Genomic DNA, 22,144 nt, shown 5'->3' on the forward strand with positions numbered 1-22,144 from the left:
TCCGAAGTAACGTGCGTGGCTCGCCCGCCCCCCACCTCCCTGCGGTCCGCCGCGTCGGACCCGAGCCACGCAAGGAGTACCGGGATGTCCACCCCGTACGACCCGTACAACCGGCAAGACCCGTACGACCGGTTCCAGTCACCTCTCCCCCCATCACCCGCCCAGCCCCCCTCGTACGCCACCTACCCCTGGCAACCCCCCGTCCCACCCGAACCACCCACACCCCAGCGACACCGAACCCCCGACCACCCGCCCCTCGGACACCACAGCGACCTGCGGATCCTGCGCAGCGCCTACCGCTGGCAGCGGCGCGTGGCGACGCTGACCGCGCTCGGGTACTTCACGCTGTTCCTGATCCTGTCCGCCTTCGCGCCCGGGTTCATGACCGGCACGGTCACCGACGGGCTGCCCGCCGGCCTGCTGCTCGCGCTGCTGCAGCTGCCCGTCACCTGGCTGGCGATAGGCCTGTACGAGCACACCGCCCGGCGCTACCTCGACCCGATCGCGGACCGCATCCGCAAGGAGGCGGCCGTGGACGCCAAGCGTGAGGCCGGACAGCGGAGGGCGGGGCGATGACGGACTTCAGCTCGGACGCGCAGGCGATGTCGCTGGTGGCGTTCTGCGCCGTGGCCACCGTCACGCTGCTGCTGTGCGTGATGACCGGCCCGGACCGGGACGACCTCGACGAGTTCTACACGGGCTACAACTCGCTGTCCCCCATGGGCAACGGCCTGGCCATCGCGGGTGACTACATCAGCGCGGCGACCGTGCTCGGCACCACCGGTGTGGTCGCGCTGTGCGGCTACGACGGGATCGTGCTGGCGCTGAGCACCGCCCTGTCGCTGATGCTGCTGATGTTCCTGCTGGCGGAACCCCTGCGCAACGCGGGCCGGTTCACGATGGGCGACGCGCTGGCCCGCCGTATGCCGGGGCGGGGCGTGCGGATCGCCGCGTGCGCGGTGACGCTGGCCGCGCTGCTGCCGCTGATGCTGGTGCAGCTGGCCGGGACCGGGCAGCTGCTGGCGTTCATCCTCGGGTTCTCCAGCGACTCGCTGAAGACCGGATGCGTCATCGGACTGGGCGTGCTGATGATCAGCTACGCGGCCATCGGCGGGATGAAGGGCACCGCGCTCATCCAGATCCTGAAGATGGTGATGCTGCTCGGATCGGGCGCCGTGATCGCCGTACTGGTGCTGCGGCGGTTCGACTGGGACCCGGGCGCGCTGTTCAACGCCGCGGCCGAACAGAGCGGGGTCGGCTCGGCGTTCCTCCAGTCGGGGCTTCAGTTCGCGGGCAGTCCGTACCCCCGCCTGGACATGATCAGCTCGCAGCTCGCGGTCGTCCTCGGCGGCGGGGTGCTGCCGCACATCACCATGCGCATGTACACGGCCAGGGGCGCGCGTCAGGTGCGCAGGTCCATGTCCTGGGCGGTGTCGAGCGTCGCGCTGTTCGTGCTGGTGATCACGATCGTCGGCTTCGGGGCGACGGCCCTGATCGGGCGGCAGGTGATCGCCGGGGCGGACCCGCAGGGCAACACGGCGTATCTGCTGGGCTCCAGGGCCGCGTTCGGCGCCGACGTCTCGACCGCGGAGAGCCTGCTCTTCACGGCGGTCACCACGGCCATCTTCCTCACGGTGCTCGCCTCGGTCGCCGGCATGATCCTGGCCTGCGCGAACTCCCTCGCCCACGACCTGTTCGCCACGCGGATGCGGGAGCTGTCCGGACACCGCGAGATGGCGCTGGCGCGGCTGGGGGCGCTGGCGGTGGGCGTCCCGGCGATCGTGCTGGCGACGCTGGTCCAGCACCGCAGCCTGCAACCGCTGGTGACCCTGTCCTTCACTCTGGGCGCCTCGGCCATCGCCCCGGCCCTCATCTACAGCCTGTTCTGGCGCCGGTACACCCGGGCCGGCCTGCTGTGGACCCTGATCGGCGGCAGCGCGGTCGTCCTGGCGCTGATGCCGTGGACCAACCTGGTCTCGGGGTCACCGGTCTCGGCGTTCCCCGAGGCCGACTTCAACTGGTTCCCGTTCACGACGCCCGGACTGGTGTCCGTGCCGGCCGGGTTCCTGCTCGGCTGGCTCGGGACGGTCCTGTCGGGGCGGCGCGAGGTCGAGGAGGAGCGACGGCAGTACGAGGCCGTGGAGGGGTGGATTCTGGCGGGGGCGGTGCGCAGGGGGAACTGACAGGTCACCGGGGGCCCGGGGCACCCCGGGCAGCCGGGGTCCGCCCGGGTCATTCCATCGCGGCCTGGCCCGTCAGTGCCGTCAGGCTGTTGCGCATCTGGCCGATATGGGTCCGTACGTCGTCCCACATCTCGCCGTGCTCGCGCAGCACCCGTTCGGTCTCCCGGGCGATCTCCTCCGACTGCTGCCGGGCCTGCGCGACCAGTTCCGTCGCGCGGGCCTGTGCCTCCTCCTGCATCTTGCGGGCGCAGGCGTCCGCGTCCGCGAAGGCCTGCTTCGCCTCGACCGACGCCGTCTCGGCCCGCACCTGCCGGTCCTCCTCCGCCGCCACCTGCGCGGCCAGCTTCTCCTCGGCCTCCCGTTCGACGACGGCCCGCCGCTCGCCGTGGTCCCTGGTCTGCTCGGTGAGCATGCGGGTGGTGCGGTGCCGCAGCTCACGCAGCGCGAGGAGCTCCAGCCCGCGCTCGTCGCGCACCGTGCGCCGGGCGTCCACCCGGATCTCGTCGGCCTCGGCGCGCGCCGCGAGCATCCGCTCCTCGGCGTACGCGTCGGCTTCCGCGCCCAGGGCGTCGGCGTGCGCCTGCGCCGCGTCCCGCAAGCCGCTCGCCCACGTCTTCGCCTGCTCCACCAGGCTCTCCGCCTCCTGCCGCGCCCCCTCCCGCACGGCCTCTGCCTCCTCCTGCACCAGCTCGTACAGCCGCCGCGCCTGGTCCCCGAGCGACTCGTACGTCTGCGGGCCGAGCTGCGCCACCACCTCCCGCAGCCGCTCCGCCTCGGCCTCCATCTCCTTGGCCAGCACGGTGAGCCGGGCGGCCCGTTCCCAGGCGGCGTCCCGGTCGCGGAAGAGGGCGTCGACATAGGCGTCGACCTGGTCGGGACGGTAGCCACGCCCCTTGACGACCACGAAGTCGTGGAGCGAAACCGGTGCGCTGCTCATCCTGAGAACCCCTCTCCGCCGGGCGAATGCAAAAAATGATGATTTAGCGCACATCTTGATGTATCAGGCGGAAGCGTTCATAACGCGACACTCCGGGCGCAGGGCGGGGTGCGGGCCGGTTGCGGGAGGGCATACGAAAGGGCCGGCCCCGGTCGTACCACCGGGAGCCGGCCCTTTCACACCCCGCCCACCGCCGTCAGCGGCGGCCGGACGATGTCACGACAAACAGTCGACTGGCGTCACAGCAGACCGTCCCACATCTGCTCCAACAGCACCGACCACCAGCTCTCCGGCGAGCCGAGCGCCGCCGGGTCGAGGGAGGCGAGCTGCGCCTGGAAGTCGACGGTCCAGCGGCCCGCCTGCTCCTGGTTCAGGCCGAAGCGAAGCCGCCACATCCCGCCGAGCAGCGCCAGGCAGCGCTGGAACTCGGGCAGGCCCGTGTTCACGAACTGCGGCGGTACGGGTGCACCGCCCGGGCCCGCCTCCACCGGCACGGCGACGATGTTCGCCGTCCCGTACTGCACACAGATCGCCTTGCCGAAGTCGCTGCCCATGACGAGGTACGACCCCGCGTCCGACGCAGGCTGCACCCCGCGCTCCTGCGCCAGCTCCGCCAGCGTCGGAACCGGCCGCCCCGGCTGGGCCTGCGCCCAGAAGAACGGGCCCATGTCCATCGGCAGACCGCCGACGACCAGGCTGTGCGCCACGACGGGCGGCACGCCCTGCCGGGACACCGCGGCCTGCTCGAACCGGAAGATCCCCGGCCCGAACGCCCCCGCCAGCTCGTGCGCCACGCCCTCCGGCGGGATCGGCGGCGCCGCCTGTACCTGCGGCAGCGGCGCGCGCACCGGCGCCGGCCGGGCGGGCCCGTCGGCCACCTCGTGCAACTCGCCCTGGTGGGCGAGGAGTTGCTGCATGCCCTGCTGCCGGCTCGCGTGATCGGTGCCGTACGGCGCGATCGAGGTGATGCGCGCCTGCGGCCACTGCTCCCGGATCATCCGCGCGCAGTACGCACCCGGCAGCTCGCACGACTCCAACTCGGTGTGCAGCTCCAGGACCTGGTCCGGCGGCACGTTCATGCCCCGCAGCTCGTGGAAGATCTGCCACTCCGGGTGCGGCGTACCCGGCGCCGAACGCCGGATCAGCTGCTGCTCCGAGCCGTCCTGGGCACGGTAGCGAAGGACGGCCTGGTAGCCGGGTCCGACCGTCGGCTGACCGGTGGGCTGCGGCGGATACCCGTACGACGGCTGGGCCGGGCCGGGTTGCGCGGGTCCGGGGTGCGGCGGTCCCGGTTGCGCGGGCCCGGGTTGCCCCGGCATGGCATGCCCGGGCGGCGGCGCGACGGCACCCGGCGGCATGGGCGGCTGAGCTGCGCCGGGCATGCCTGGGGCACCGGGAGCACCGGGAGCACCGGGAGCACCGGGAGCACCGGGAGCACCGGGAGCACCGGGAGGCGGCATCCCCGGTCCCGCCGGCGGCATGCCGGGGGCGCCGGGTGGCATACCGGGAGCGCCCGGAGCCTGCGGCGCGCCGGGGGCCTGCGGCGGTGGCGGCATGCCCGGGCCGCCGACCGGTGGCCCGGCCAGCACGGTCTCCGCGTGGTGCACGGCACCGGGATGCTGGGGAGCACCGGGACCGGCGGCGCCAGGCGCGCCGGGGATCCCGGGAGCACCCGGAGGCTGGGGTGCGCCAGGCATGCCCGGGGCACCGGGAGTACCCGGCGCGTTGGGAATGCCGGGCGGGTTCGGAGGCCCGGGCGGATTCGGCACGCCAGGACCACCAGGAGCACCAGGAGCACCCGGCGGCTGCGGCGCACCCCCCATCCGACTCGGGTCGGCCAGCACCGTCGCGGCATGGTGCACCCCACCCGGGGGCGTACCGCCGGGCGTGCCTGGCGGGTTGGGGGCGCCCGGGGGCTGCGGCACGCCGGGCATACCGGGCGCACCCGGGGCGCCGGGCGGCTGCGGAAGGCCAGGCGGGTTCGGGGCACCCGGCCCCTGCGGAACCCCGGGCCCGGCGGCGCCCCCCGGCCCACCGGGCCCGAGCGACGACACAAGCTGCGTAGGCACATAGCCGCCACCCGACGCACCCGGAGCACCCGGAGCCGACGGCGGCGCAGGCGTACTGCCCGCCGACGCACCCGGCATCCCCGGCATCCCTGGCGCACCCGGCGGCGGAGGCGGCGTAGCCCCACCCCGCGCCCGCGGAGGCGCCGCCTTGCTCGTCGCGGCATCGGCGATGTCAGCGGCGTCCGGCACGGGCGGCTGCCCCGGCGCCCCGGGAGTACCCGGAGCATGCGGCACACCCGCACCACCAGCGGGTCCGCCCTGCGGATACCCGTACGACGGCGCACCCGGCGGAGGCGGAGGCGTCACACCCGGCGCAGGCGGCGTACCCGGCCCACCGGCACCCTGCGGGTAACCGTACGAAGGCGGAGGCGTCGCACCCGGCGGAGGCACCGCACCTGGCGGTGGCGTCGCCCCCGCCCCACCCGCACCCTGCGGATAGCCATACGACGGCGCCCCCGGCGCAGGCGGAGGCGTACTCCCCGCCCCACCCGCCGCGTTCGCACCATCCAACGCCGACGAGACCGCCGTAGGCGGAAGCTGGCTGCCACCCGACATCAATGCCGTCTGGGCATCCGGCTGCGCGGCCGACGGCACACTGTCGTCACCACTCAGCGGCGGCGCGAACACCGTCTCCGGCAGCGGCACCGAACGGTCCTCACCCGCATCGGCGTTGGTGTCCGTCCCGGCCCAGGGAGTCGCCCCGTCGGGCACACCGACCGAACCCGAGCCGACACCCACCGAGCCCGAGCCAACCCCCGCCGGAGGCCCACCCATCGTCTCCGGAAGCGCCCCCGCACCGGACGCTCCACCAGCGGACGCGGCACTCCCCGCCGCATCCCCACCGGCCCGCGAGCCCCCGTCCGAGTCCCCGGCGGAGTCCGCCTCCGGCGTCCCCAACCGGTCCGCCGCCTCCTGCAGCCACTCCGGCGGAGTCAGCAGGAACGACGTCTGGTTCAGGTCCACCCGGGCCGGAGCCGCCGGCGCCGGCGCGGCGGCCGCGCCACTGCGGCCGTACTCCTCCTCGTACCGGCGGATCACCTCACCCACCGGCAGCGCGGGCCACAACGTGGCCTCCCCGCTGTCCCGGGCGATCACGAGCCGCTGCGCGCCCCCGTCCGAACGCGGCCCGTCGGCGCGGTCCTCGGCCCACACCACGAACCCGCGCTCGAACTCCCGCACGCGCACCTCACGATGCTGGTACGACGGCACATCCCCGTTGATCCACTCCTCGGCGCGCTCCTGCGCCTGCGCGAACGTCACCATCGCGAAGCTCACTCCCCCACAGCCGTGGCCGCGACGGGCACCACACGCGCGAACCCACCGTCCACCATCAGATTCGCCACCGTCTCCAACTCCGGCGGAGAACCCGCCAACCGGGACAGAAACGTGTCGAAGTCCTCACCGCACGGCACCAGCAGCCGCTCCACCCGCTCCGGCGGCGACCACGAGGGATCCACGTCCCGGGCGTCGTCGTAGGCGCAGAACCACACCGAACCGATCCGGTCGCCCTTCACCTTCACGGCCAGCAACCCGCCCTGCACGAACCCGACCCCCAGGTAGTCCTTGGTCAGGTGATCACGCAGGCACTTGTTGACGTAGACCAGGTCGTTGACCGCGGCCTCGTCCCGCACCGTGAACAACGGCTGGTCGATCAGCAGCCCCAACTCCGCGTCCAGCGCGGTCCCGACCGGCGCACACCCGCCCGCGGCCTTCAGGAACGACCGGTACGCACCGGGCAGCCGGTAGCCGAGATCCTCCTCAACACCCAGCGCCTGCGCCTCCGTCACCGCCACACCCGACTTCGGCAACCGGAAGTGCGCCGGCCGGGTCTCCTGCAACGGGCGCGTCCCACGCTTGTGGTGGTCCACCGCCGACGTCGCGATCCCCGCGTGATGCCGCAGCAGCGCCTTCACCTCGACCGGAACCAACTCCAGCCGGCGCGTGCCCACCGCGTGATGCCACGTCCAGCCGTGCGGCGTCGCCACCGCGGGCACCGTGTCCCACAGCTCGTGCCCCGAAGCCGCCAGCGCCGCGTTGGCCGACACATAGTCCGTCAGCCGCAATTCGTCGACGCCGAAACCCTCCGGCGGCTCCGCGATCTCCACCGCCGCACGCGCGTACGGCGAGAAGTCGGGGTAACCACGGTCGTCCACCCGTACCCCTCTCGGGTGACGCGACGCCCGTACCGGATCCGGGAAATGCACGACCTGCCCGGCGTACGCCGCGTTCGGCGGCGCGGCTTGTCCCCCGGCCTGGCGGCCGGGAGGTGCCCCCAGCCCGAGCCGACCTGTCGTCATGGCGGTTGCCCCCTGCGGCGTTCTGATACGCCCCACCACGACCACTCTCGGTCACAACGGCACGTATCGACTGTCTCGTCTGCGTCCACGCGTCACCGCATGGAAAGCGGTGCCGACAGCCTATGCGGTACGACGACACCGGTCACCGGCGCCGGTCACCACCCCCCCGCGCCATCGTGACCAGCCGTCACCCCGCCGTGACAGCCTGCCCAAACCCGGGCGTGTCGCGTCGCCCCAGCTTCCGCACCCGCCACGGCATTTGGCACTCTGTGACGTCCGAGAGCATGCCCGGGGGATGCTCAGGAGGGGATGATGATCATGAACGCGACGCAAACAGGTCCACACGCCGCGAGGTCCGGCGACCCCCGCATCGGCTGGAGCGCCACCGAAACCGCGCACGCACCCGCCCTCCACCACCGCCGCGACGGCATACTCCCCACCGTCGCCGCCGCCCTCTCCGTCCGCGGCGCCACCCTCACCGGCACCGCCGCCCGCGGCGACCAGCCCCCGGACCTGCACCACCTGGTACAGGACTTCCTCGACACCCTCACCAGCTCGGAACGCGACCGCTTCACCGGCCGCTGCGCCGAGACCATCCTCATCTCGCGCCACATCACCACCGCCGACGCCACCCGCAGCAAACGCGCCGCCCGCAAACCCATGACCAACGGCGAAGCCCGCAAAGCCCTCAAACAGGCCAAGCTCACCGCCCGTCGCATCCGCGAGGACGGCGACCCCCTGCACGGCAGCTTCGCCGCCCCCTGCCGCGCCTGCACCGCCCTCAGCTCCCACTTCGGCGTCCGTATCGTCGACCCGACAGGGGCGGACGCCTGATCCGCCCACCCGCCGGCACCACCCGCACTCCACCAGCACGACCGCACACCGCACGCGTACGACCGCACACCGCCGGGCGGCCAGGCGCAGCCGTCACCCCGGCGCACTCGACGAACGAAGGGCAGATGCACACCGACCGCACCTCCAGCACCCGATTCCCCGTCCCCGTCGACGCCGCCCTGCGCGCCGCCGGCTGGCAGCCCGGACGCTGGGACATACAGCAGGCCGAAGTCTGGGCGGACACCCTGCGCGAGCACACCTCGCCCGCCGGCCACCGCCACGCCGTCTTCCCCGCCGCGGTCGAAGCCTGGGCCGAATTCGGCGGCCTGCACATCGCACCCACCGGCCCCGGCCGCCAGGTCGCCCCGGCGACCCTCCACTTCGACCCCCTGCACGGCCTCCACATGGCCCGCACCCTCGGCGACCTCGGCCGCGCCCTCGACACCGAGGTCTGCCCCCTCGGCGCCGAGCCCGACACCCAGGCGCTCCTCGCCATCGACTCCGAAGGCCGCGTCTACGCCCTGGACCACACCGGCGACTGGTACCTCGGCCCCGACATCGACCGGGCCCTCGCCGGGCTCGTCGCGGGAATAGAGCCGGTACGCCTCACAGCGGGCTGAGCCGACCACGGCACCACACCCGCGAACCGCGCACCGCGACTAAGCCGCCGGAATCACCGCAGACACCCGAAAACCGCCCGCATCCGTCGGCCCCGACACAAACACGCCGCCCAGCGCGACGACCCGCTCCTTCATGCCCACCAGGCCGTTGCCCCCCGACGGCAGCAGCGCCGACGACGCCGACTCCGGCGGCGGCTCGTTCTCCACCTGCATCGCGATCTCCGACGCCCGATGTGCGAGCCGCACATGCGTCTTCGCGCCCGCCGCGTGCTTGTGGACGTTCGTCAACGCCTCCTGCACCACGCGATACGCCGTTTGCTCGACCTCCGGCGCATACCCCCGCGTCTCACCCTCCACCGACAGGTCCACGGCCATCCCCGCGGCAGCCGACTGCCCGATCAGCTCCTCCAGCTCGGACAGACAGGGCCCGTCGGCGCCCCCCTCGTCCCCGCCGAATCGCCCCCGATCGGCCGCGGCAGCGGCAGCGGCGCCCACAGCCGCGAGCGGTACGACCGCCCCGCGCACCCGATCCACCTCGACGGCCCCGCTGCGCAGCACACCGAGCATCTCCCGCAGCTCGGTCAACGCCTGCCGCCCCATGTCCCCCACCAGCGCGGCGTTCTTCACGGCCTTCTCAGGGTCCTTGCGCGCGACCGCCTGAAGGGCAGCCGCATGCACCACCATCAGACTCACCCGATGCGCGACGACGTCATGCATCTCGCGCGCGATCCGGGTCCGCTCCTCGTTCCGCGCCCACTCGGCCCGCTCCTCCGCGCGCTCCGCGAGCAGCTGAAGCTCCCGCTCAAGACTGTCGGCCCGCTCCCGCAGGCTCTCCATCAGCCGGCGCCGGGCCCCCACATACAGCCCGAGCAGGAGAGGAGGCGCGGTCACCCCGAGAGCCGTGGTGACCGAGGCGAACGGCACCACCCAGTCCCCGAAGCTCAGGTCCCCGCGGTCCACGCCCTGGCGCACCCACACGAACGTCACGATCAGCGTGCCGACGAACGACATCCCGGCCAGCGAGGCGATGATCCGCCGCGGCAGCTCGGAAGCGGCGAGCGTGTACAGGCCGACGATGCCCAGCAGGAGTCCCATCTGGGCCGGCAGCACGGCGATCGACACGAGTACGACGGCGATGGGCCAGCGGCGCCGCAGCACCAGCACGGCTCCCGCCAGCAGGCCGAAGACGACCCCCGCGGCCACCGGGATCCCGGCATCCGCCGCGAACCGAACCCCCTCGACTCCGCACTCCAGCGCGGACACGATGCCGAGACTCACGTCCAGCACCGCACTGCGCAATCTGCCCCACCACCACAGCCCCGCCCCCGGTGGCGGGTCCCCGGCGCGGTATTCCCCCGTCGTGGTCATGCCTCCAGCCTACGGGCCGACCGACTCGCCTTTCCGGCGAGTTTCGCGGACTGGCCTACACCACATTCGGTAACCGAACCCATACGAAACAGCCCGATATCCCTCGAACTGCCGAACCATTCACCGTTCATTCCCGGAAGCGATCATTCCGCCCGGACGACTCCAGGGCGAGACCAACACCGTCGCGTCGAAGGCCGGCGGTACGGCATAGTAGGAGGCGCCACTCGGCGACCTGACCAAATGTCCGGTTCAGTCGAGTTCAATCCCCCGTGGTGTAATTGGCAGCACTGTGGCTTTTGGTGCCATCTGTCCGGGTTCGAGTCCTGGCGGGGGAGCAAGTGCACGGTTCGGGCCCTGACTGCTGACAGCTCAGTCGGGGCCCGCTCTCATATCCCTCACGAAACACCCCGGTATCCTGCGGATGTCACCCCACCCCCTCCACAGCCGAAGGGCATCCCGTGAGCGCCATTCGCCCGGCAGCCGTCGTCGTTCTCGCAGCGGGTGAGGGCACCCGTATGAAGTCGGCCACACCCAAGGTCCTGCACGAAATCTGCGGCCGCAGCCTCGTGGGCCATGTGCTCGCCGCCGCGCGTGAGTTGCAGCCCGAGCACCTGGTCGTGGTCGTGGGGCACGCCCGTGAGCAGGTCACCGCACATCTCGGCGAGATCGACCCGGGCGTACGCACCGCGGTGCAGGCCGAGCAGAACGGCACGGGGCACGCCGTACGCATGGCTCTGGAGGAGCTCGGCGGCGCGGTCGACGGGACCGTCGTCGTCGTCTGTGGCGACACTCCCCTTCTTACCGGCGAGACCCTGACCCACCTCGCCGCGACCCACTCCGCCGACGGCAATGCCGTGACGGTGCTGACGGCCGAGGTCCCGGACGCGACCGGGTACGGGCGGATCGTGCGCGACGGCGCCTCCGGGGCGGTCACGGCGATCGTCGAGCACAAGGACGCCAGCGAGTCGCAGCGGGCGATCCGGGAGATCAACTCGGGCGTCTTCGCGTTCGACGGGCAGTTGCTCGCCGACGCCCTGGGGAAGGTGCGTACGGACAACTCGCAGGGCGAGGAGTACCTGACCGACGTGCTCGGGATTCTGCGCGAGGCCGGTCACCGCGTCGGTGCCTCGGTCGCCGCCGATCATCATGAGATCGCGGGGATCAACAACCGTGTGCAGCTCTCGCAGGCCCGTCGGATCCTCAACGACCGGCTGCTGACGGCCGCGATGCTGTCCGGCGTCACGGTCGTCGACCCGGCCACGACGTGGGTCGATGTGACGGTCACCTTCGAGCAGGACGTGACCGTGCTGCCCGGCACGCAGCTTCAGGGCGCCACGCATCTCGGCGAGGGCGCGGAGGTCGGGCCCAACAGCCGGCTGAAGGACACGAAGGTCGGCGCGGGGGCACGGGTGGACAACACCGTGTCGGACGGGGCCGTCCTCGGGGCGCAGTCGAGTGTGGGGCCGTTCGCCTATCTGCGGCCGGGGACGCGGCTGGGCGTGAAGGGCAAGATCGGCACGTATGTCGAGACCAAGAACTCGTCGATCGGGGAGGGGACCAAGATCCCGCATCTCTCCTATGTCGGTGACGCGACGATCGGTGAGTACACGAACATCGGTGCCGCCAGTGTGTTCGTGAACTATGACGGACAGGACAAACACCACACGACGGTCGGCTCGCACTGCCGTACCGGGTCGGACAACATGTTTGTGGCTCCTGTCACGATCGGGGACGGTGCGTACACCGCCGCCGGGTCCGTGATCACGAAGGACGTGCCGCCCGGCTCGCTTGCTGTGGCCCGTGGTCAGCAGCGGAATATCGAGGGCTGGGTGGCTCGTAAGCGTCCGGGCAGTGCTGCAGCGAAGGCGGCGGAGACGGCGTCGCGGCAGGTCGAGAGCGAGGACTGACCGGAAACGGGCGCGTCAAACACGGCGTACCGTGATAAGTGCACACCCAGTTGAGACACCTCTGAGGAGACAGCTGTGACCGGGATCAAGACGACCGGCGAGAAGAAGTTGATGTTCTTCTCCGGCCGCGCCCACCCCGAGCTTGCCGAGGAGGTCGCCCAGCAGTTGGGGGTCGGGGTCGTTCCGACGAAGGCGTTCGACTTCGCCAACGGCGAGATCTACGTCCGCTACCAGGAATCGGCGCGTGGCGCGGACTGCTTCGTGATCCAGAGCCACACAGCTCCGATCAACCAGTGGATCATGGAGCAGCTGATCATGATCGACGCGCTGAAGCGTGCGTCGGCCCGCTCGATCACGGTCATCGTGCCGTTCTACGGTTACGCCCGCCAGGACAAGAAGCACCGTGGCCGTGAACCGATCTCGGCGCGCCTGATCGCGGATCTGATGAAGACCGCGGGCGCCGACCGCATTCTCACCGTGGATCTGCACACCGACCAGATCCAGGGCTTCTTCGACGGCCCCGTCGACCACCTCTTCGCGCTCCCTCTCCTCGCGGACTACGTGGGCAGGAAGGTCGACCGGCAGAAGCTGACGGTGGTCTCGCCGGACGCCGGCCGGGTGCGGGTGGCGGACCGCTGGTGCGACCGGCTGGGTGCGCCGCTGGCGATCGTGCACAAGCGGCGTGACAAGGACGTGGCGAACCAGGTGACCGTCCACGAGGTCGTGGGTGAGGTCAAGGGCCGGGTGTGTGTGCTGGTCGACGACATGATCGACACCGGTGGCACCATCTGCGCCGCCGCGGACGCGCTGTTCGCGCACGGCGCCGAGGACGTCATCGTGACCGCGACGCACGGTGTGCTGTCCGGCCCCGCGGCCGACCGGCTGAAGAACTCCCGAGTGAGCGAGTTCGTGTTCACCAACACGCTGCCGACGCCGGGCGAGCTGAGCCGGGACCTGGACAAGCTGACGGTGCTGTCGATCGCGCCGACGATCGGCAATGCGGTGCGTGAGGTGTTCGAGGACGGTTCGGTGACGAGCCTGTTCGACGAGCAGTAGAGATCCTTTTGGGTCCGGCCTCCCTCTCCGAGTAGACTGCTTCAGTTGCTCGGCGAGGGAGGCCGTTCCCGTTTCACAGGGGTACGGCGATCCGTTATCGACGCGCTCTTCGTAGCAGGCCGTTCGTGGCCGGGTGACCACGTCCGTTCCTATTTCTACGAGGAGTGATCATGTCCGAGGTCAAGATCTCCGCCGAGACCCGTACCGAGTTCGGCAAGGGCGCCGCCCGTCGCATCCGTCGTGACAGCAAGGTCCCCGGTGTCCTGTACGGCCACGGCTCGGACCCGCTGCACCTGACCCTCCCGGGCCACGAGCTGCTGCTCGCCCTGCGTACGTCGAACGTCCTGATCGCCCTGGACATCGACGGCAAGGCCAACGAGCTGGCGATCCCGAAGTCCGTGCAGCGTGACCCGATCAAGGGCTACCTGGAGCACGTCGACCTGCTGCTGGTCAAGCGCGGCGAGAAGGTCACCGTCGAGGTCCCGGTCCACGCCGAGGGCGAGCTGGCCGCCGGTGGCAACCTGCTGGAGCACGTCCTGAACGCGCTGCCGGTCGAGGCCGAGGCCACGCACATCCCCGAGTCCTTCACCGTGTCCGTCGAGGGCCTGGAGGCCGGTGCCTCCGTCCTCGCCAAGGACATCAAGCTGCCGAAGGGCACCACGCTGGCCGTCGAGGAGGACACGGTGGTTCTCCAGGTCCTGGCCGCGCAGGCCGAGGAGGCCCCGGAGGGCGAGGAGACCGTGGGCGAGGAAGTCGCCGAGGCCTGATCTTCGGCTCTGGCAGAGGCGTGATCCTCGGCTCTGTCACCGCTTCGTCAGCCGCTGTTCCCGCTGGGGGCAGCGGCTGGCGCGTATCAATGGAGAGATGGACGTGACGACCGATCCGAGTGCGCCGTGGCTGGTTGCCGGCCTCGGCAATCCGGGACCCGAGTACGCGATGAACCGGCACAACGTCGGGTTCATGGTGGCGGATCTGCTGGCCGAGCGCATCGGGGGGAAGTTCAAGCGGGCCGGGAAGGCCCAGGCGCAGGTCGTCGAGGGGCGGATCGGGCCGCCCGGGCCGCTGAACCGGCGGGTGATCCTGGTGAAGCCGATGTCGTACATGAACCTGTCCGGCGGGCCGCTGAACGCGCTGCGGGATTTCTACAAGGTGCCGCTCGGGAACATCGTCGCCGTCCATGACGAGCTGGACATCGACTACGGCACGCTGCGGCTGAAGCTCGGTGGCGGGGACAACGGGCACAACGGGCTGAAGTCGATGACGAAGGTGATGGGTGCGGACTATCACCGGGTGCGGTTCGGGATCGGGCGGCCTCCGGGTCGTATGCAGGTCGCGGACTTCGTGTTGAAGGACTTCGCTTCGGCGGAGCGCAAGGAGCTGGACTACCTCGTGGACCGTGCGGCCGACGCCGTGGAGGCTCTGGTGATCGAGGGGCTGGAGCGGGCGCAAAGCACGTACAACTCGTGACTTGTCCGCCCGCCGGACCGGGCCGAGGTTGACCGGGTGCAGGGGCATGGCCAAGGATCGCGGCCATGCCTTCTGCCGTTGTTTCCAGTCAGGGAGCTTTCACCGCGCTGCGGTTCGGGCGGCTCGCGGCGATGGGTGCGGTCGCGGTGCTGATCCTGATCGCGGGTGTGTGGGCGTCCTGGAGTACCGCTCATCACGTGATGCTCACCAAGGGCCGGGAGTCCGGCACGATCGCGGTGACGCGGTGTGGTGCGGACACGTGCAGCGGTCCGTACACGCCGGTCTCGCAGGGTTCGCAGCCGCGTAGGTCGGTCGTCATCGAGAAGAACGTGGCGGTGCGCAAGGGGCAGACGTACACGGTCGTGGTCAAGCCGGGCACGGGTGAGGTCGTGCGGTCCGGGCCGGCCGGTGTTCTGTATGCCTGGGTTCCGCTGGGTGGGGCGCTGTTGCTGGCCTCGGTGGTGGTTGCGGGCGGTCTGCGGCGGACGCGGCTGGCGTGGGTCATGGCGGGGTTGGGAACGGCCCTGCTCACGGCGGCTTTTGCGGTGATCTGAGGGGTCTCGTGGAGCCGACCGGGGCGCTGGATCTGTGGATTGTTTGTTCGTTCCCTGTTCGTGATTGACCCGGAGTCAGTCCTGGCAGGAAGCTGAGCCGCCCCCTCCACATCTTCCCGTTCCTTCTCGAAGATGGACTACTGCCCCATGCGTACCCTCAATCGCGTCGGTGCCCTGTCCGCCGTCGCCGCGGCAGCGCTCCTGTGCGCCCCGTCCGCCGCTCAGGCAACCGCTCCAGGTGACAACGGCACCGTAAAGATCCATGACGCCACCACAGGCGAGGAACTGCGCCGCAACGAACCGCACGTGTGCGCGTTCTACCTGGACGCGTTCGGTTTCGACGCCGTCCAGCAGGTTTCCTGGCACATCGAGGCCTGGGCCCCCACGGCCGCCGTCAAGGGCGAGACCGTGAAGTCCGGCGCGATCACGCTGGACGGTGAGGGCCACGGCCGCACCGACGACATGACGCTGCCCGACGGCCACTACAAGCTGTTCTGGAATTTCCAGGGCGAGAAGGGGTCCGCCAAGCACAAGGTGTTCTGGACGGACTGCGAGGACGAGGAGCCGGGCGGCGGCAGCTCGGCCTCGCCGTCGGCCACGCCGTCCGCCTCCGCGTCCGAGCCGGCCGCGAGCCCGTCGACGCCCGCCGAGGGCGCCCCGTCGTCGTCTCCGTCGGCGGCGGGCGGTGCCGAGGGCGATCTCGCCGAGACCGGCAACGGTGCCCCGGTGGGTCTGCTCTCCGCGGCGGCCGCTGCGCTGCTGGGCGCGGGCGGGTACCTGGTGTTCCGGCGTCGTCGAGCCTGACGCGCGGCGACAGAAGAACGGTGCCCCCGTGCTCGTACGAAGCACGGGGGCACTGCCATGTGCGGGGCGCTCAGCCGGTGTTGCGCAGGCCGGCGGCCACGCCGTTCACGGTGAGGAGCAGAGCGCGGGCGAGCAGCGGATCGGCCTCGGCGCCCGCCGCCGCGGCGTCGCGCTGGCGCTTGAGCAGGGTGACCTGGAGGTAGGAGATCGGGTCCAGGTAGGCGTCGCGGATGGTGAAGGTCTGCTTCAGGACGGGCTGGGCGTCGAGGAGTTCGGCCTCGCCGGTCACCTTCAGGACTTCCGCGACGGTCAGTTCGTGTTCGGCGCGGATGGCGTCGAAGACGTGCTTCAGCTCGTCCGGCACCAGGGTGTCGACGTAGTGCGTGGCGATCCGCAGGTCGGTCTTGGCGAGCGTCATCTCGACGTTGGAGATGAAGTTGCGGAAGAAGTGCCACTGCTCGTGCATCTCGTCGAGCACGGTGTCCAGACCCGATTCGCGCAGCGCCTTCAGACCGGAGCCGACGCCGAACCAGCCGGGGACGATCTGGCGGGACTGGGTCCAGCCGAACACCCACGGGATGGCCCGCAAGCCGTCGAGGGAGACGCCCGAGCCGGGGCGGCGGGAGGGCCGGGAGCCGAGGTGCAGGTCGGCGAGCTGGTCCACCGGCGTCGACGCGAGGAAGTACGACGGCAGGTCGGGGTCCTCGACCAGCTTGCGGTACGCGGTGTGCGCAGCGTCGGACACCACGTCCATGGCCGCGTCCCAGCGGGCGAGCGCCTCGCCGGACTGGCGGGGGGCGGTGTGCAGGGCGGAGGCCTGGAGGGTGGCTGCCACCGTCAGCTCCAGGTTCTCCCTGGCCAGGGAGGGCACGAGGTACTTGTCGGAGATGACCTCGCCCTGCTCGGTGACCTTGATCTCGCCTTCGAGGGTGCCCCAGGGCTGGGCGAGGATCGCGTCGTGCGAGGGGCCGCCACCGCGGCCGACGGTGCCGCCGCGGCCGTGGAAGAGGCGCAGGCGCACGCCGTAGCGGTGGGCGACGTCGCGCAGGCGGCGCTGGGCGCGGTGGATCTCCCACTGGCTGGTGGTGATGCCGCCGAACTTGGAGGAGTCGGAGTAGCCGAGCATGACCTCCTGGACGTCCCCGCGCAGAGCCACGAGCCTGCGGTACGACGGGTCGGAGAGCATGTCCTCCAGGATCGTGTCGGCGGCCTTCAGCTCGTCCGTCGTCTCCAGGAGCGGGACGATGCCGATCTTGGCCCAGCCGGCGTGCAGGTCGATCAGGCCGGCCTCGCGGGCGAGGACGGTCGCGGCGAACACGTCGTCGGCGCCCTGGCACATCGAGATGATGTACGACTCGATGACCTCGGGTCCGAAGACCTTGAGCGCCCGCTTGACGGTCTCGAACACGCCGAGGGTCTTCTCGCCGGCCGCGTCCACGGGTGCCGGGGTGGGCGCGAGGGGCCTGCGGGACCGCAGTTCCTTGGCGAGCAGCTTGCCGCGGTACTCGCGGGGCATGTCGGCGTAGCGCCAGGACTCCTCGCCGAGGCGGTCGAAGAGCTGGCCGAGGGCGTGGTGGTGGGCGTCGGCGTGTTCGCGTACGTCCATGGTGGCGAGCTGCAGGCCGAACGCGGACAGCGTGCGGATGGTGCGGTTCATGCGGCCGTCGGCGAAGAGGCCTCCGCGGTGCTCGCGCAGCGAGGTCTGGATCAGCTTCAGGTCGTGCAGCAGCTCGCCGGTGCCCAGGTAGTCGCGCCCGGCCTCGTGGGGGATGCCCTTGGCGAGGCGCAGCTTGGTGTTCTCCAGCTTCTGCCGGATGCAGGTGGCCTTGAGCCGGTAGGGCTCCTCGGCGTTGAGGCGCTTGTAGCGGGGGCTGATCTCGGGGAGGGCGTCGAGGTCGGCCTTGAGGGACTCCAGGAGTTCCTCGGTGGCGCCGGTGTAGCGGATGGAGTTCGACAGGAAGCCGCGCAGCTCGTCGATCAGCTCCAGGGCGTCGTTGATGCCGTGCTCGTGCTGGAGGATGAGGACATCCCAGGTCACCTGGGGGGTGACGTTGGGGTTGCCGTCGCGGTCGCCGCCGATCCAGGTGCCGAAGGTGAGCGGGCGGGTGGCGTCGGGGAGCTTGTGTCCGACGCGCTCCAGCTCCGCGGTCAGGTCCTCGAGGACGTCGCCGACGGCGCCGGCGTGCAGTTCGTCGAGGTAGTAGATGGCGTTGCGGGCCTCGTCGGCGGGCTCGGGGCGTACGACGCGCAGCTCGTCGGTCTGCCAGACGAGGTCGATGTTCTCGGCCAGTCGGGTGTCGTGCCGGCGGCGGTCGCCTTCGAGGACGGGGGCCTCAAGGAGCGCGGCGATGCGCCGGAGCTTGTTGAGGACCGAGCGGCGGGCGGCCTCGGTGGGGTGCGCGGTGAAGACCGGGCGGACGTTGAGGTGCTCGACCGTCTGGCGCAGGTGCTCGGGGTCGGCGTCCTTCAGGCGGTCGGCCGTCCGGGCGAGAAGGCCGCCCTCGGCGGCGCGCCGGGCGCGCAGCTCGCGGCCTCGGTGGACCTGCTCGGTGACGTTGGCCAGGTGGAAGTAGGTGGAGAAGGCGCGGACCAGCTTGGCCGCGGTGTCCAACTCCGTGCCCCGCAGGAGTTCGGCGGCGGCTTCGCCGTCCTCGCGGGTGAGACGGCGGACCTTCTCGACGAGTTCGAGCAGCTCGGGGCCCTCCTGGCGGACCAGGGTCTCGCCGAGGAGGTCACCCAGTCGGCGGATGTCGGCGCGCAGCTCGGTGCTGGTGGTCGTCTGAGACACGGTCTGGTCGTCGGCACTGCTCACAGGTGCGGCTCCTTGCAGTGTTGAAGCTCGTCCGGGAGGGAACCCGGAGGCAGGTGCCGCGCGGCGGGTGCCGCATACGGCTCCTGACATCCGGGAAGAATTCAGAGCGGACCGCGCTGTCCGACCGACTCCCAGGATAGGTGTCGACGCGGACGCGCAGTCTCTCGGGCTCTTGCTGCCGGGCGACGCACTGCCATACTTACGACGCCGTAGGTTACGGAGCCGTAGGGACCGTTGTAACGGAACCTGGGAACAGTTCCTGCGACCCCGGCACCTGCCAAAACCCTCGACCCCACAGGGGACGCCCATGACCACGAGCTCCGATGTGATCGAAGACGCCCCGAAGGCGAACGACGACACCACGACTTCCTCAGCCACGCTCGGCGGCGAGAAGAAGGGGTCGCTCGAGCAGTTCGCGCTTCTCCTCTTCATCGTCGTCCCGTTCCTGGCGCTGGCCGCCGCGGTGCCGCTGGCCTGGGGCTGGGGCGTGAGCTGGCTCGACCTCGGTCTGCTGGTCTTCTTCTACTACTTCGCCTGCCACGGCGTCACGATCGGCTACCACCGCTACTTCACCCACGGGTCCTTCAAGGCGAAGCGCCCGCTGCGCATCGCGCTCGCCATCGCGGGCTCGATGGCGGTGGAGGGCCCGCTGGTCCGCTGGGTCGCGGACCACCGCAAGCACCACAAGTTCTCCGACGCGGAGGGTGACCCGCACTCCCCGTGGCGTTACGGCGAGAGCGTTCCGGCGCTGATGAAGGGCCTGTGGTGGGCGCACATCGGCTGGATGTTCGACGAGGAGCGCACCCCGCAGGACAAGTACGCGCCGGATCTGATCAAGGACACGGCGATCCGGACGATCTCCCGTCAGTTCATCTACTGGACGATGCTGTCGCTGGCACTGCCCGCCCTGATCGGCGGTCTGGTGACGATGTCCTGGTGGGGCGCGTTCACGGGCTTCTTCTGGGGCTCGCTGGTGCGGGTGGCGCTGCTGCACCACGTGACGTGGTCGATCAACTCGATCTGCCACGCGGTGGGCAAGCGGCCGTTCAAGTCGCGTGACATGTCCGGCAACGTGTGGTGGCTGGCGGTCCTGTCCTGCGGCGAGTCCTGGCACAACCTGCACCACGCGGACCCGACGTCCGCGCGGCACGGTGTGGAGCGCGGGCAGATCGACTCCTCGGCGCGGATCATCCGTTGGTGCGAGCAGTTCGGCTGGGCGTATGACGTGCGCTGGCCGTCACGCTCGCGTATCGATTCGCGCCGGAACACCGAGGATGGCGGCTCCCGGCGCCGGAAGGAACCCGTAAAGGCGGCATGATTGACGCCGTGGCGACCGACTCCAGCAGCACCCCCGGCAATGAGAAGCAGCGGCGGACGCGCCGTACCCGGATGACCGGTGCGGAGCGCCGCCAGCAGCTGTTGGAGATCGGTCGCACCCTGTTCGCCGCGAAGGGCTTCGAGGGCACGTCGGTGGAGGAGATCGCGGCGAAGGCCGGGGTCTCCAAGCCGGTGGTGTACGAGCATTTCGGCGGCAAGGAGGGGCTGTACGCGGTCGTGGTGGACCGTGAGATGCGCCGCCTGCTGGACATGGTGACCGGCTCTCTCACCGCCGGCCACCCGCGTGAGCTGTGCGAACAGGCGGCTTTCGCCCTCCTGGACTACATCGAGGAGAACACGGACGGTTTCCGCATCCTGGTCCGTGACTCGCCCATCCCCCAGTCGACGGGTTCCTTCGCCTCGCTGATCTCGGACATCGCCACCCAGGTGGAGGACATCCTGGGCCGCGAGTTCAAGAGCCGCGGCTTCGACCCCAAGCTGGCCCCGCTGTACGCGCAGGCCCTGGTCGGCATGGTCGCCCTGACCGGCCAGTGGTGGCTGGACGTACGCCGCCCGAAGAAGGCGGAGGTGGCGGCCCATCTGGTGAATCTGGCCTGGCACGGGCTGGACGGGCTGGAGGCCAAGCCGCATCTGATAGGGCGCCGCAAGAGCTGACGCGCGCGTCAGCCCGTCATCCGCTCGGCCCTGCCGACCGGCTCCAGGAACTCCAGTCGGTTGCCGACGGGATCGCAGGAGTGGAAGCGCCGGTGTCCCGGCAGATTCTCGTCCCAGGTGACGGTGGCGCCACGGGCCGTGAGCCGGGCGGCGTAGGCCTCGATGCCGGTGACCCGCAGTCCGGGGTGTGCCTTCTTCGCCGGGCGGAAGTCGTTCTCGATGCCCAGGTGCAGTTGCACGGCCCCGGCCTGGAACCAGCAGCCACCTCGCGCGGCGAGCACGGGCGGCTTCGGGATCTCGGTCATGCCGAGGACGCCCACGTAATACGCCCGCAGCCGGTCCTCCGAGCCGGGCGGGGCCGCGAGCTGGACGTGGTCGACGGCCGTGATCATCACGCCTCCTTGTGGGCCACGGCGAAGATCCGGCGGAACGGGAAGGGCGTGCCGTGCGGGCCGGCGGGATAGGCCTCGCGCAGGGCGGCCCGGTAGTCGTCGAGGAAGGCTTCCCGCTGGTCGGGGTCGTCGGCCAGGGCCGTCAGGATCGGCCGCAGTCCCGTGCCCTTCACCCAGTCCAGCACCGGATCCTCGCCGGTCAGGAGATGGACGTACGTCGTCTCCCACACGTCCGCCGTGCAGCCCAGGTCGGCCAGCCTGCCCAGATACGCCTGCGGGGTGAGCACGGCGTCGTCGTGGCGCAGGGTGTCGGTGAGACCGTGCCGGGTCGCGAGGTCGCGCATGAGGCGGTGGCTGGGAGCGTCGAAGTTGCCGGGGACCTGGAAGGCGAAGGTGCCGCCGGGGCGCAGGCCCGCCACCCAGGCGCCGAAGCGTTCCGCGTGCCCCGGCACCCACTGGAGCGTGGCGTTGCTGATGATCAGGTCGTACGGCTCCTCGGGCGTCCACGTCCGTACGTCGGCGTGGGCGAAGTCGAGGTGCCCGCCGCCGGCCGTCGGCCCCTCGTGTTCGACGTGGGCCTTGTCGAGCATCTCGGTGGAGTTGTCGTGGCCGGTGATGTGCGCGGCGGCCCAGCGCTCGGCGAGCACGGCGGTGACATTGCCGGGGCCGCAGCCGAGGTCGGCGATGCGGGGGCGGTCCGCGGGGAGGCCGGGGACGCGGGCGAGGAGGTCGGTGAAGGGGCGGGCGCGGTGGTCGGCATGGCGCAGGTACTGGGCGGGGTCCCAGGTGGGGGCGGCGGCAGCGGACATGGCGGGGTCTCCTGTCTGTCGCTTCTGTCGCCGTCCAGCCTGC

The 22,144-nt window shown here is 71.1% G+C and carries 19 protein-coding genes and 1 tRNA gene; 13 read left to right on the forward strand and 7 right to left on the reverse strand.

Annotated features, from left to right (window positions below; all coding sequences use genetic code 11):
• Nucleotides 1-84: 84 nt before the first annotated feature.
• Nucleotides 85-576: a DUF485 domain-containing protein gene (locus OG254_RS20325; protein WP_351194512.1), complete on the forward strand. Its 492-nt coding sequence runs from the start codon at nucleotides 85-87 to the stop codon at nucleotides 574-576.
• Nucleotides 573-2,183 (forward strand): cation acetate symporter, encoded by a 1,611-nt coding sequence (locus OG254_RS20330; protein ID WP_405583675.1) that lies wholly within the window; start codon nucleotides 573-575, stop codon nucleotides 2,181-2,183. The genes OG254_RS20325 and OG254_RS20330 overlap by 4 nt, the downstream gene beginning before the upstream one ends.
• A gap of 49 nt (nucleotides 2,184-2,232) precedes the next feature.
• Here the strand turns inward: OG254_RS20330 and OG254_RS20335 are convergent, their stop codons facing one another.
• From OG254_RS20335 to OG254_RS20345, 3 genes are all read right to left on the reverse strand, one after another.
• Entirely contained in the window at nucleotides 2,233-3,120 is an 888-nt protein-coding gene (locus OG254_RS20335; protein WP_405583677.1) for a cellulose-binding protein, read from the reverse strand.
• Between the two features lie 239 nt (nucleotides 3,121-3,359).
• Nucleotides 3,360-6,452 carry an SUKH-4 family immunity protein gene (locus OG254_RS20340; protein ID WP_405583679.1) on the reverse strand — a complete coding sequence of 1,031 codons (3,093 nt, stop codon included), beginning with the start codon at nucleotides 6,450-6,452 and terminating at the stop codon, nucleotides 3,360-3,362.
• Nucleotides 6,453-6,460: 8 nt separating this feature from the next.
• Nucleotides 6,461-7,486, reverse strand: coding sequence for an SMI1/KNR4 family protein (locus tag OG254_RS20345; protein ID WP_405583681.1), 1,026 nt, complete (start codon nucleotides 7,484-7,486; stop codon nucleotides 6,461-6,463).
• 309 nt (nucleotides 7,487-7,795) lie between these two features.
• Here OG254_RS20345 and OG254_RS20350 point away from each other — a divergent pair, with 309 nt between their 5' ends.
• Nucleotides 7,796-8,320: a YwqJ-related putative deaminase gene (locus OG254_RS20350; RefSeq protein ID WP_405583683.1), complete on the forward strand. Its 525-nt coding sequence runs from the start codon at nucleotides 7,796-7,798 to the stop codon at nucleotides 8,318-8,320.
• Nucleotides 8,321-8,445: 125 nt separating this feature from the next.
• Nucleotides 8,446-8,940, forward strand: coding sequence for an SUKH-3 domain-containing protein (locus OG254_RS20355; protein WP_405583685.1), 495 nt, complete (start codon nucleotides 8,446-8,448; stop codon nucleotides 8,938-8,940).
• A gap of 39 nt (nucleotides 8,941-8,979) precedes the next feature.
• On the opposite strand, the gene OG254_RS20360 is transcribed toward OG254_RS20355, so the two are convergent.
• Nucleotides 8,980-10,308: a histidine kinase gene (locus tag OG254_RS20360; RefSeq protein ID WP_351194520.1), complete on the reverse strand. Its 1,329-nt coding sequence runs from the start codon at nucleotides 10,306-10,308 to the stop codon at nucleotides 8,980-8,982.
• Nucleotides 10,309-10,571: 263 nt separating this feature from the next.
• Between OG254_RS20360 and OG254_RS20365 the strand changes: the two genes are divergently transcribed.
• The 7 genes from OG254_RS20365 (at nucleotide 10,572) to OG254_RS20395 (ending at nucleotide 16,096) form a co-directional block, all read left to right on the forward strand.
• A tRNA-Gln gene (locus tag OG254_RS20365) sits at nucleotides 10,572-10,643 on the forward strand.
• A 123-nt stretch (nucleotides 10,644-10,766) separates the two neighbouring features.
• Nucleotides 10,767-12,215, forward strand: coding sequence for a bifunctional UDP-N-acetylglucosamine diphosphorylase/glucosamine-1-phosphate N-acetyltransferase GlmU (glmU, locus tag OG254_RS20370; protein WP_405583687.1), 1,449 nt, complete (start codon nucleotides 10,767-10,769; stop codon nucleotides 12,213-12,215).
• Between the two features lie 75 nt (nucleotides 12,216-12,290).
• Nucleotides 12,291-13,271, forward strand: a complete 981-nt coding sequence (locus tag OG254_RS20375) for a ribose-phosphate diphosphokinase (protein ID WP_405583689.1) — start codon at nucleotides 12,291-12,293, stop codon at nucleotides 13,269-13,271.
• A 170-nt stretch (nucleotides 13,272-13,441) separates the two neighbouring features.
• Nucleotides 13,442-14,038 carry a 50S ribosomal protein L25/general stress protein Ctc gene (locus OG254_RS20380; RefSeq protein ID WP_351194525.1) on the forward strand — a complete coding sequence of 199 codons (597 nt, stop codon included), beginning with the start codon at nucleotides 13,442-13,444 and terminating at the stop codon, nucleotides 14,036-14,038.
• A gap of 97 nt (nucleotides 14,039-14,135) precedes the next feature.
• The gene (pth, locus tag OG254_RS20385) at nucleotides 14,136-14,738 is read left to right on the forward strand and encodes an aminoacyl-tRNA hydrolase (protein WP_351194527.1); all 603 of its coding nucleotides are present in this window, start codon (nucleotides 14,136-14,138) and stop codon (nucleotides 14,736-14,738) included.
• Nucleotides 14,739-14,803: 65 nt separating this feature from the next.
• Nucleotides 14,804-15,292, forward strand: a complete 489-nt coding sequence (locus tag OG254_RS20390; RefSeq protein ID WP_405583692.1) for a hypothetical protein — start codon at nucleotides 14,804-14,806, stop codon at nucleotides 15,290-15,292.
• A 147-nt stretch (nucleotides 15,293-15,439) separates the two neighbouring features.
• Nucleotides 15,440-16,096 carry an LPXTG cell wall anchor domain-containing protein gene (locus tag OG254_RS20395; RefSeq protein WP_405583693.1) on the forward strand — a complete coding sequence of 219 codons (657 nt, stop codon included), beginning with the start codon at nucleotides 15,440-15,442 and terminating at the stop codon, nucleotides 16,094-16,096.
• 70 nt (nucleotides 16,097-16,166) lie between these two features.
• Here the strand turns inward: OG254_RS20395 and ppc are convergent, their stop codons facing one another.
• A complete protein-coding gene (ppc, locus tag OG254_RS20400; protein WP_405583695.1) occupies nucleotides 16,167-18,908 on the reverse strand; it encodes a phosphoenolpyruvate carboxylase in 2,742 nt (913 codons plus the stop codon).
• 307 nt (nucleotides 18,909-19,215) lie between these two features.
• Between ppc and OG254_RS20405 the strand changes: the two genes are divergently transcribed.
• Both OG254_RS20405 and OG254_RS20410 read left to right on the forward strand, forming a co-directional pair.
• Nucleotides 19,216-20,226 (forward strand): fatty acid desaturase, encoded by a 1,011-nt coding sequence (locus OG254_RS20405; protein ID WP_351194532.1) that lies wholly within the window; start codon nucleotides 19,216-19,218, stop codon nucleotides 20,224-20,226.
• On the forward strand, nucleotides 20,223-20,900 hold the full coding sequence (locus OG254_RS20410; protein ID WP_147999737.1) for a TetR/AcrR family transcriptional regulator: 678 nt from the start codon (nucleotides 20,223-20,225) through the stop codon (nucleotides 20,898-20,900). Before OG254_RS20405 ends, OG254_RS20410 begins: the two co-directional genes overlap by 4 nt.
• Before the next feature lie 8 nt (nucleotides 20,901-20,908).
• Here the strand turns inward: OG254_RS20410 and OG254_RS20415 are convergent, their stop codons facing one another.
• Both OG254_RS20415 and OG254_RS20420 read right to left on the reverse strand, forming a co-directional pair.
• Nucleotides 20,909-21,292 carry a VOC family protein gene (locus OG254_RS20415; protein WP_405583698.1) on the reverse strand — a complete coding sequence of 128 codons (384 nt, stop codon included), beginning with the start codon at nucleotides 21,290-21,292 and terminating at the stop codon, nucleotides 20,909-20,911.
• Nucleotides 21,292-22,101 carry a trans-aconitate 2-methyltransferase gene (locus OG254_RS20420; RefSeq protein WP_405583700.1) on the reverse strand — a complete coding sequence of 270 codons (810 nt, stop codon included), beginning with the start codon at nucleotides 22,099-22,101 and terminating at the stop codon, nucleotides 21,292-21,294. The genes OG254_RS20415 and OG254_RS20420 overlap by 1 nt, the downstream gene beginning before the upstream one ends.
• Between the last annotated feature and the right edge of the window lie 43 nt (nucleotides 22,102-22,144).

It is taken from the genome of Streptomyces sp. NBC_01092, assembly GCF_045039535.1.
In the GTDB taxonomy this organism is placed as follows: Bacteria; Actinomycetota; Actinomycetes; order Streptomycetales; family Streptomycetaceae; genus Streptomyces.

Coding starts and splice junctions, on each gene's coding strand:
- OG254_RS20325 (WP_351194512.1), top strand. CDS start 85: ATGTCCACCCCGTACGACCCGTACAACCGGCAAGACCCGTACGACCGG.
- OG254_RS20330 (WP_405583675.1), top strand. CDS start 573: ATGACGGACTTCAGCTCGGACGCGCAGGCGATGTCGCTGGTGGCGTTC.
- OG254_RS20335 (WP_405583677.1), bottom strand. CDS start 3,120: ATGAGCAGCGCACCGGTTTCGCTCCACGACTTCGTGGTCGTCAAGGGG.
- OG254_RS20340 (WP_405583679.1), bottom strand. CDS start 6,452: ATGGTGACGTTCGCGCAGGCGCAGGAGCGCGCCGAGGAGTGGATCAAC.
- OG254_RS20345 (WP_405583681.1), bottom strand. CDS start 7,486: ATGACGACAGGTCGGCTCGGGCTGGGGGCACCTCCCGGCCGCCAGGCC.
- OG254_RS20350 (WP_405583683.1), top strand. CDS start 7,796: ATGATGATCATGAACGCGACGCAAACAGGTCCACACGCCGCGAGGTCC.
- OG254_RS20355 (WP_405583685.1), top strand. CDS start 8,446: ATGCACACCGACCGCACCTCCAGCACCCGATTCCCCGTCCCCGTCGAC.
- OG254_RS20360 (WP_351194520.1), bottom strand. CDS start 10,308: ATGACCACGACGGGGGAATACCGCGCCGGGGACCCGCCACCGGGGGCG.
- OG254_RS20380 (WP_351194525.1), top strand. CDS start 13,442: ATGTCCGAGGTCAAGATCTCCGCCGAGACCCGTACCGAGTTCGGCAAG.
- pth (WP_351194527.1), top strand. CDS start 14,136: ATGGACGTGACGACCGATCCGAGTGCGCCGTGGCTGGTTGCCGGCCTC.
- OG254_RS20390 (WP_405583692.1), top strand. CDS start 14,804: ATGCCTTCTGCCGTTGTTTCCAGTCAGGGAGCTTTCACCGCGCTGCGG.
- OG254_RS20395 (WP_405583693.1), top strand. CDS start 15,440: ATGCGTACCCTCAATCGCGTCGGTGCCCTGTCCGCCGTCGCCGCGGCA.
- OG254_RS20405 (WP_351194532.1), top strand. CDS start 19,216: ATGACCACGAGCTCCGATGTGATCGAAGACGCCCCGAAGGCGAACGAC.
- OG254_RS20410 (WP_147999737.1), top strand. CDS start 20,223: ATGATTGACGCCGTGGCGACCGACTCCAGCAGCACCCCCGGCAATGAG.
- OG254_RS20415 (WP_405583698.1), bottom strand. CDS start 21,292: ATGATCACGGCCGTCGACCACGTCCAGCTCGCGGCCCCGCCCGGCTCG.
- OG254_RS20420 (WP_405583700.1), bottom strand. CDS start 22,101: ATGTCCGCTGCCGCCGCCCCCACCTGGGACCCCGCCCAGTACCTGCGC.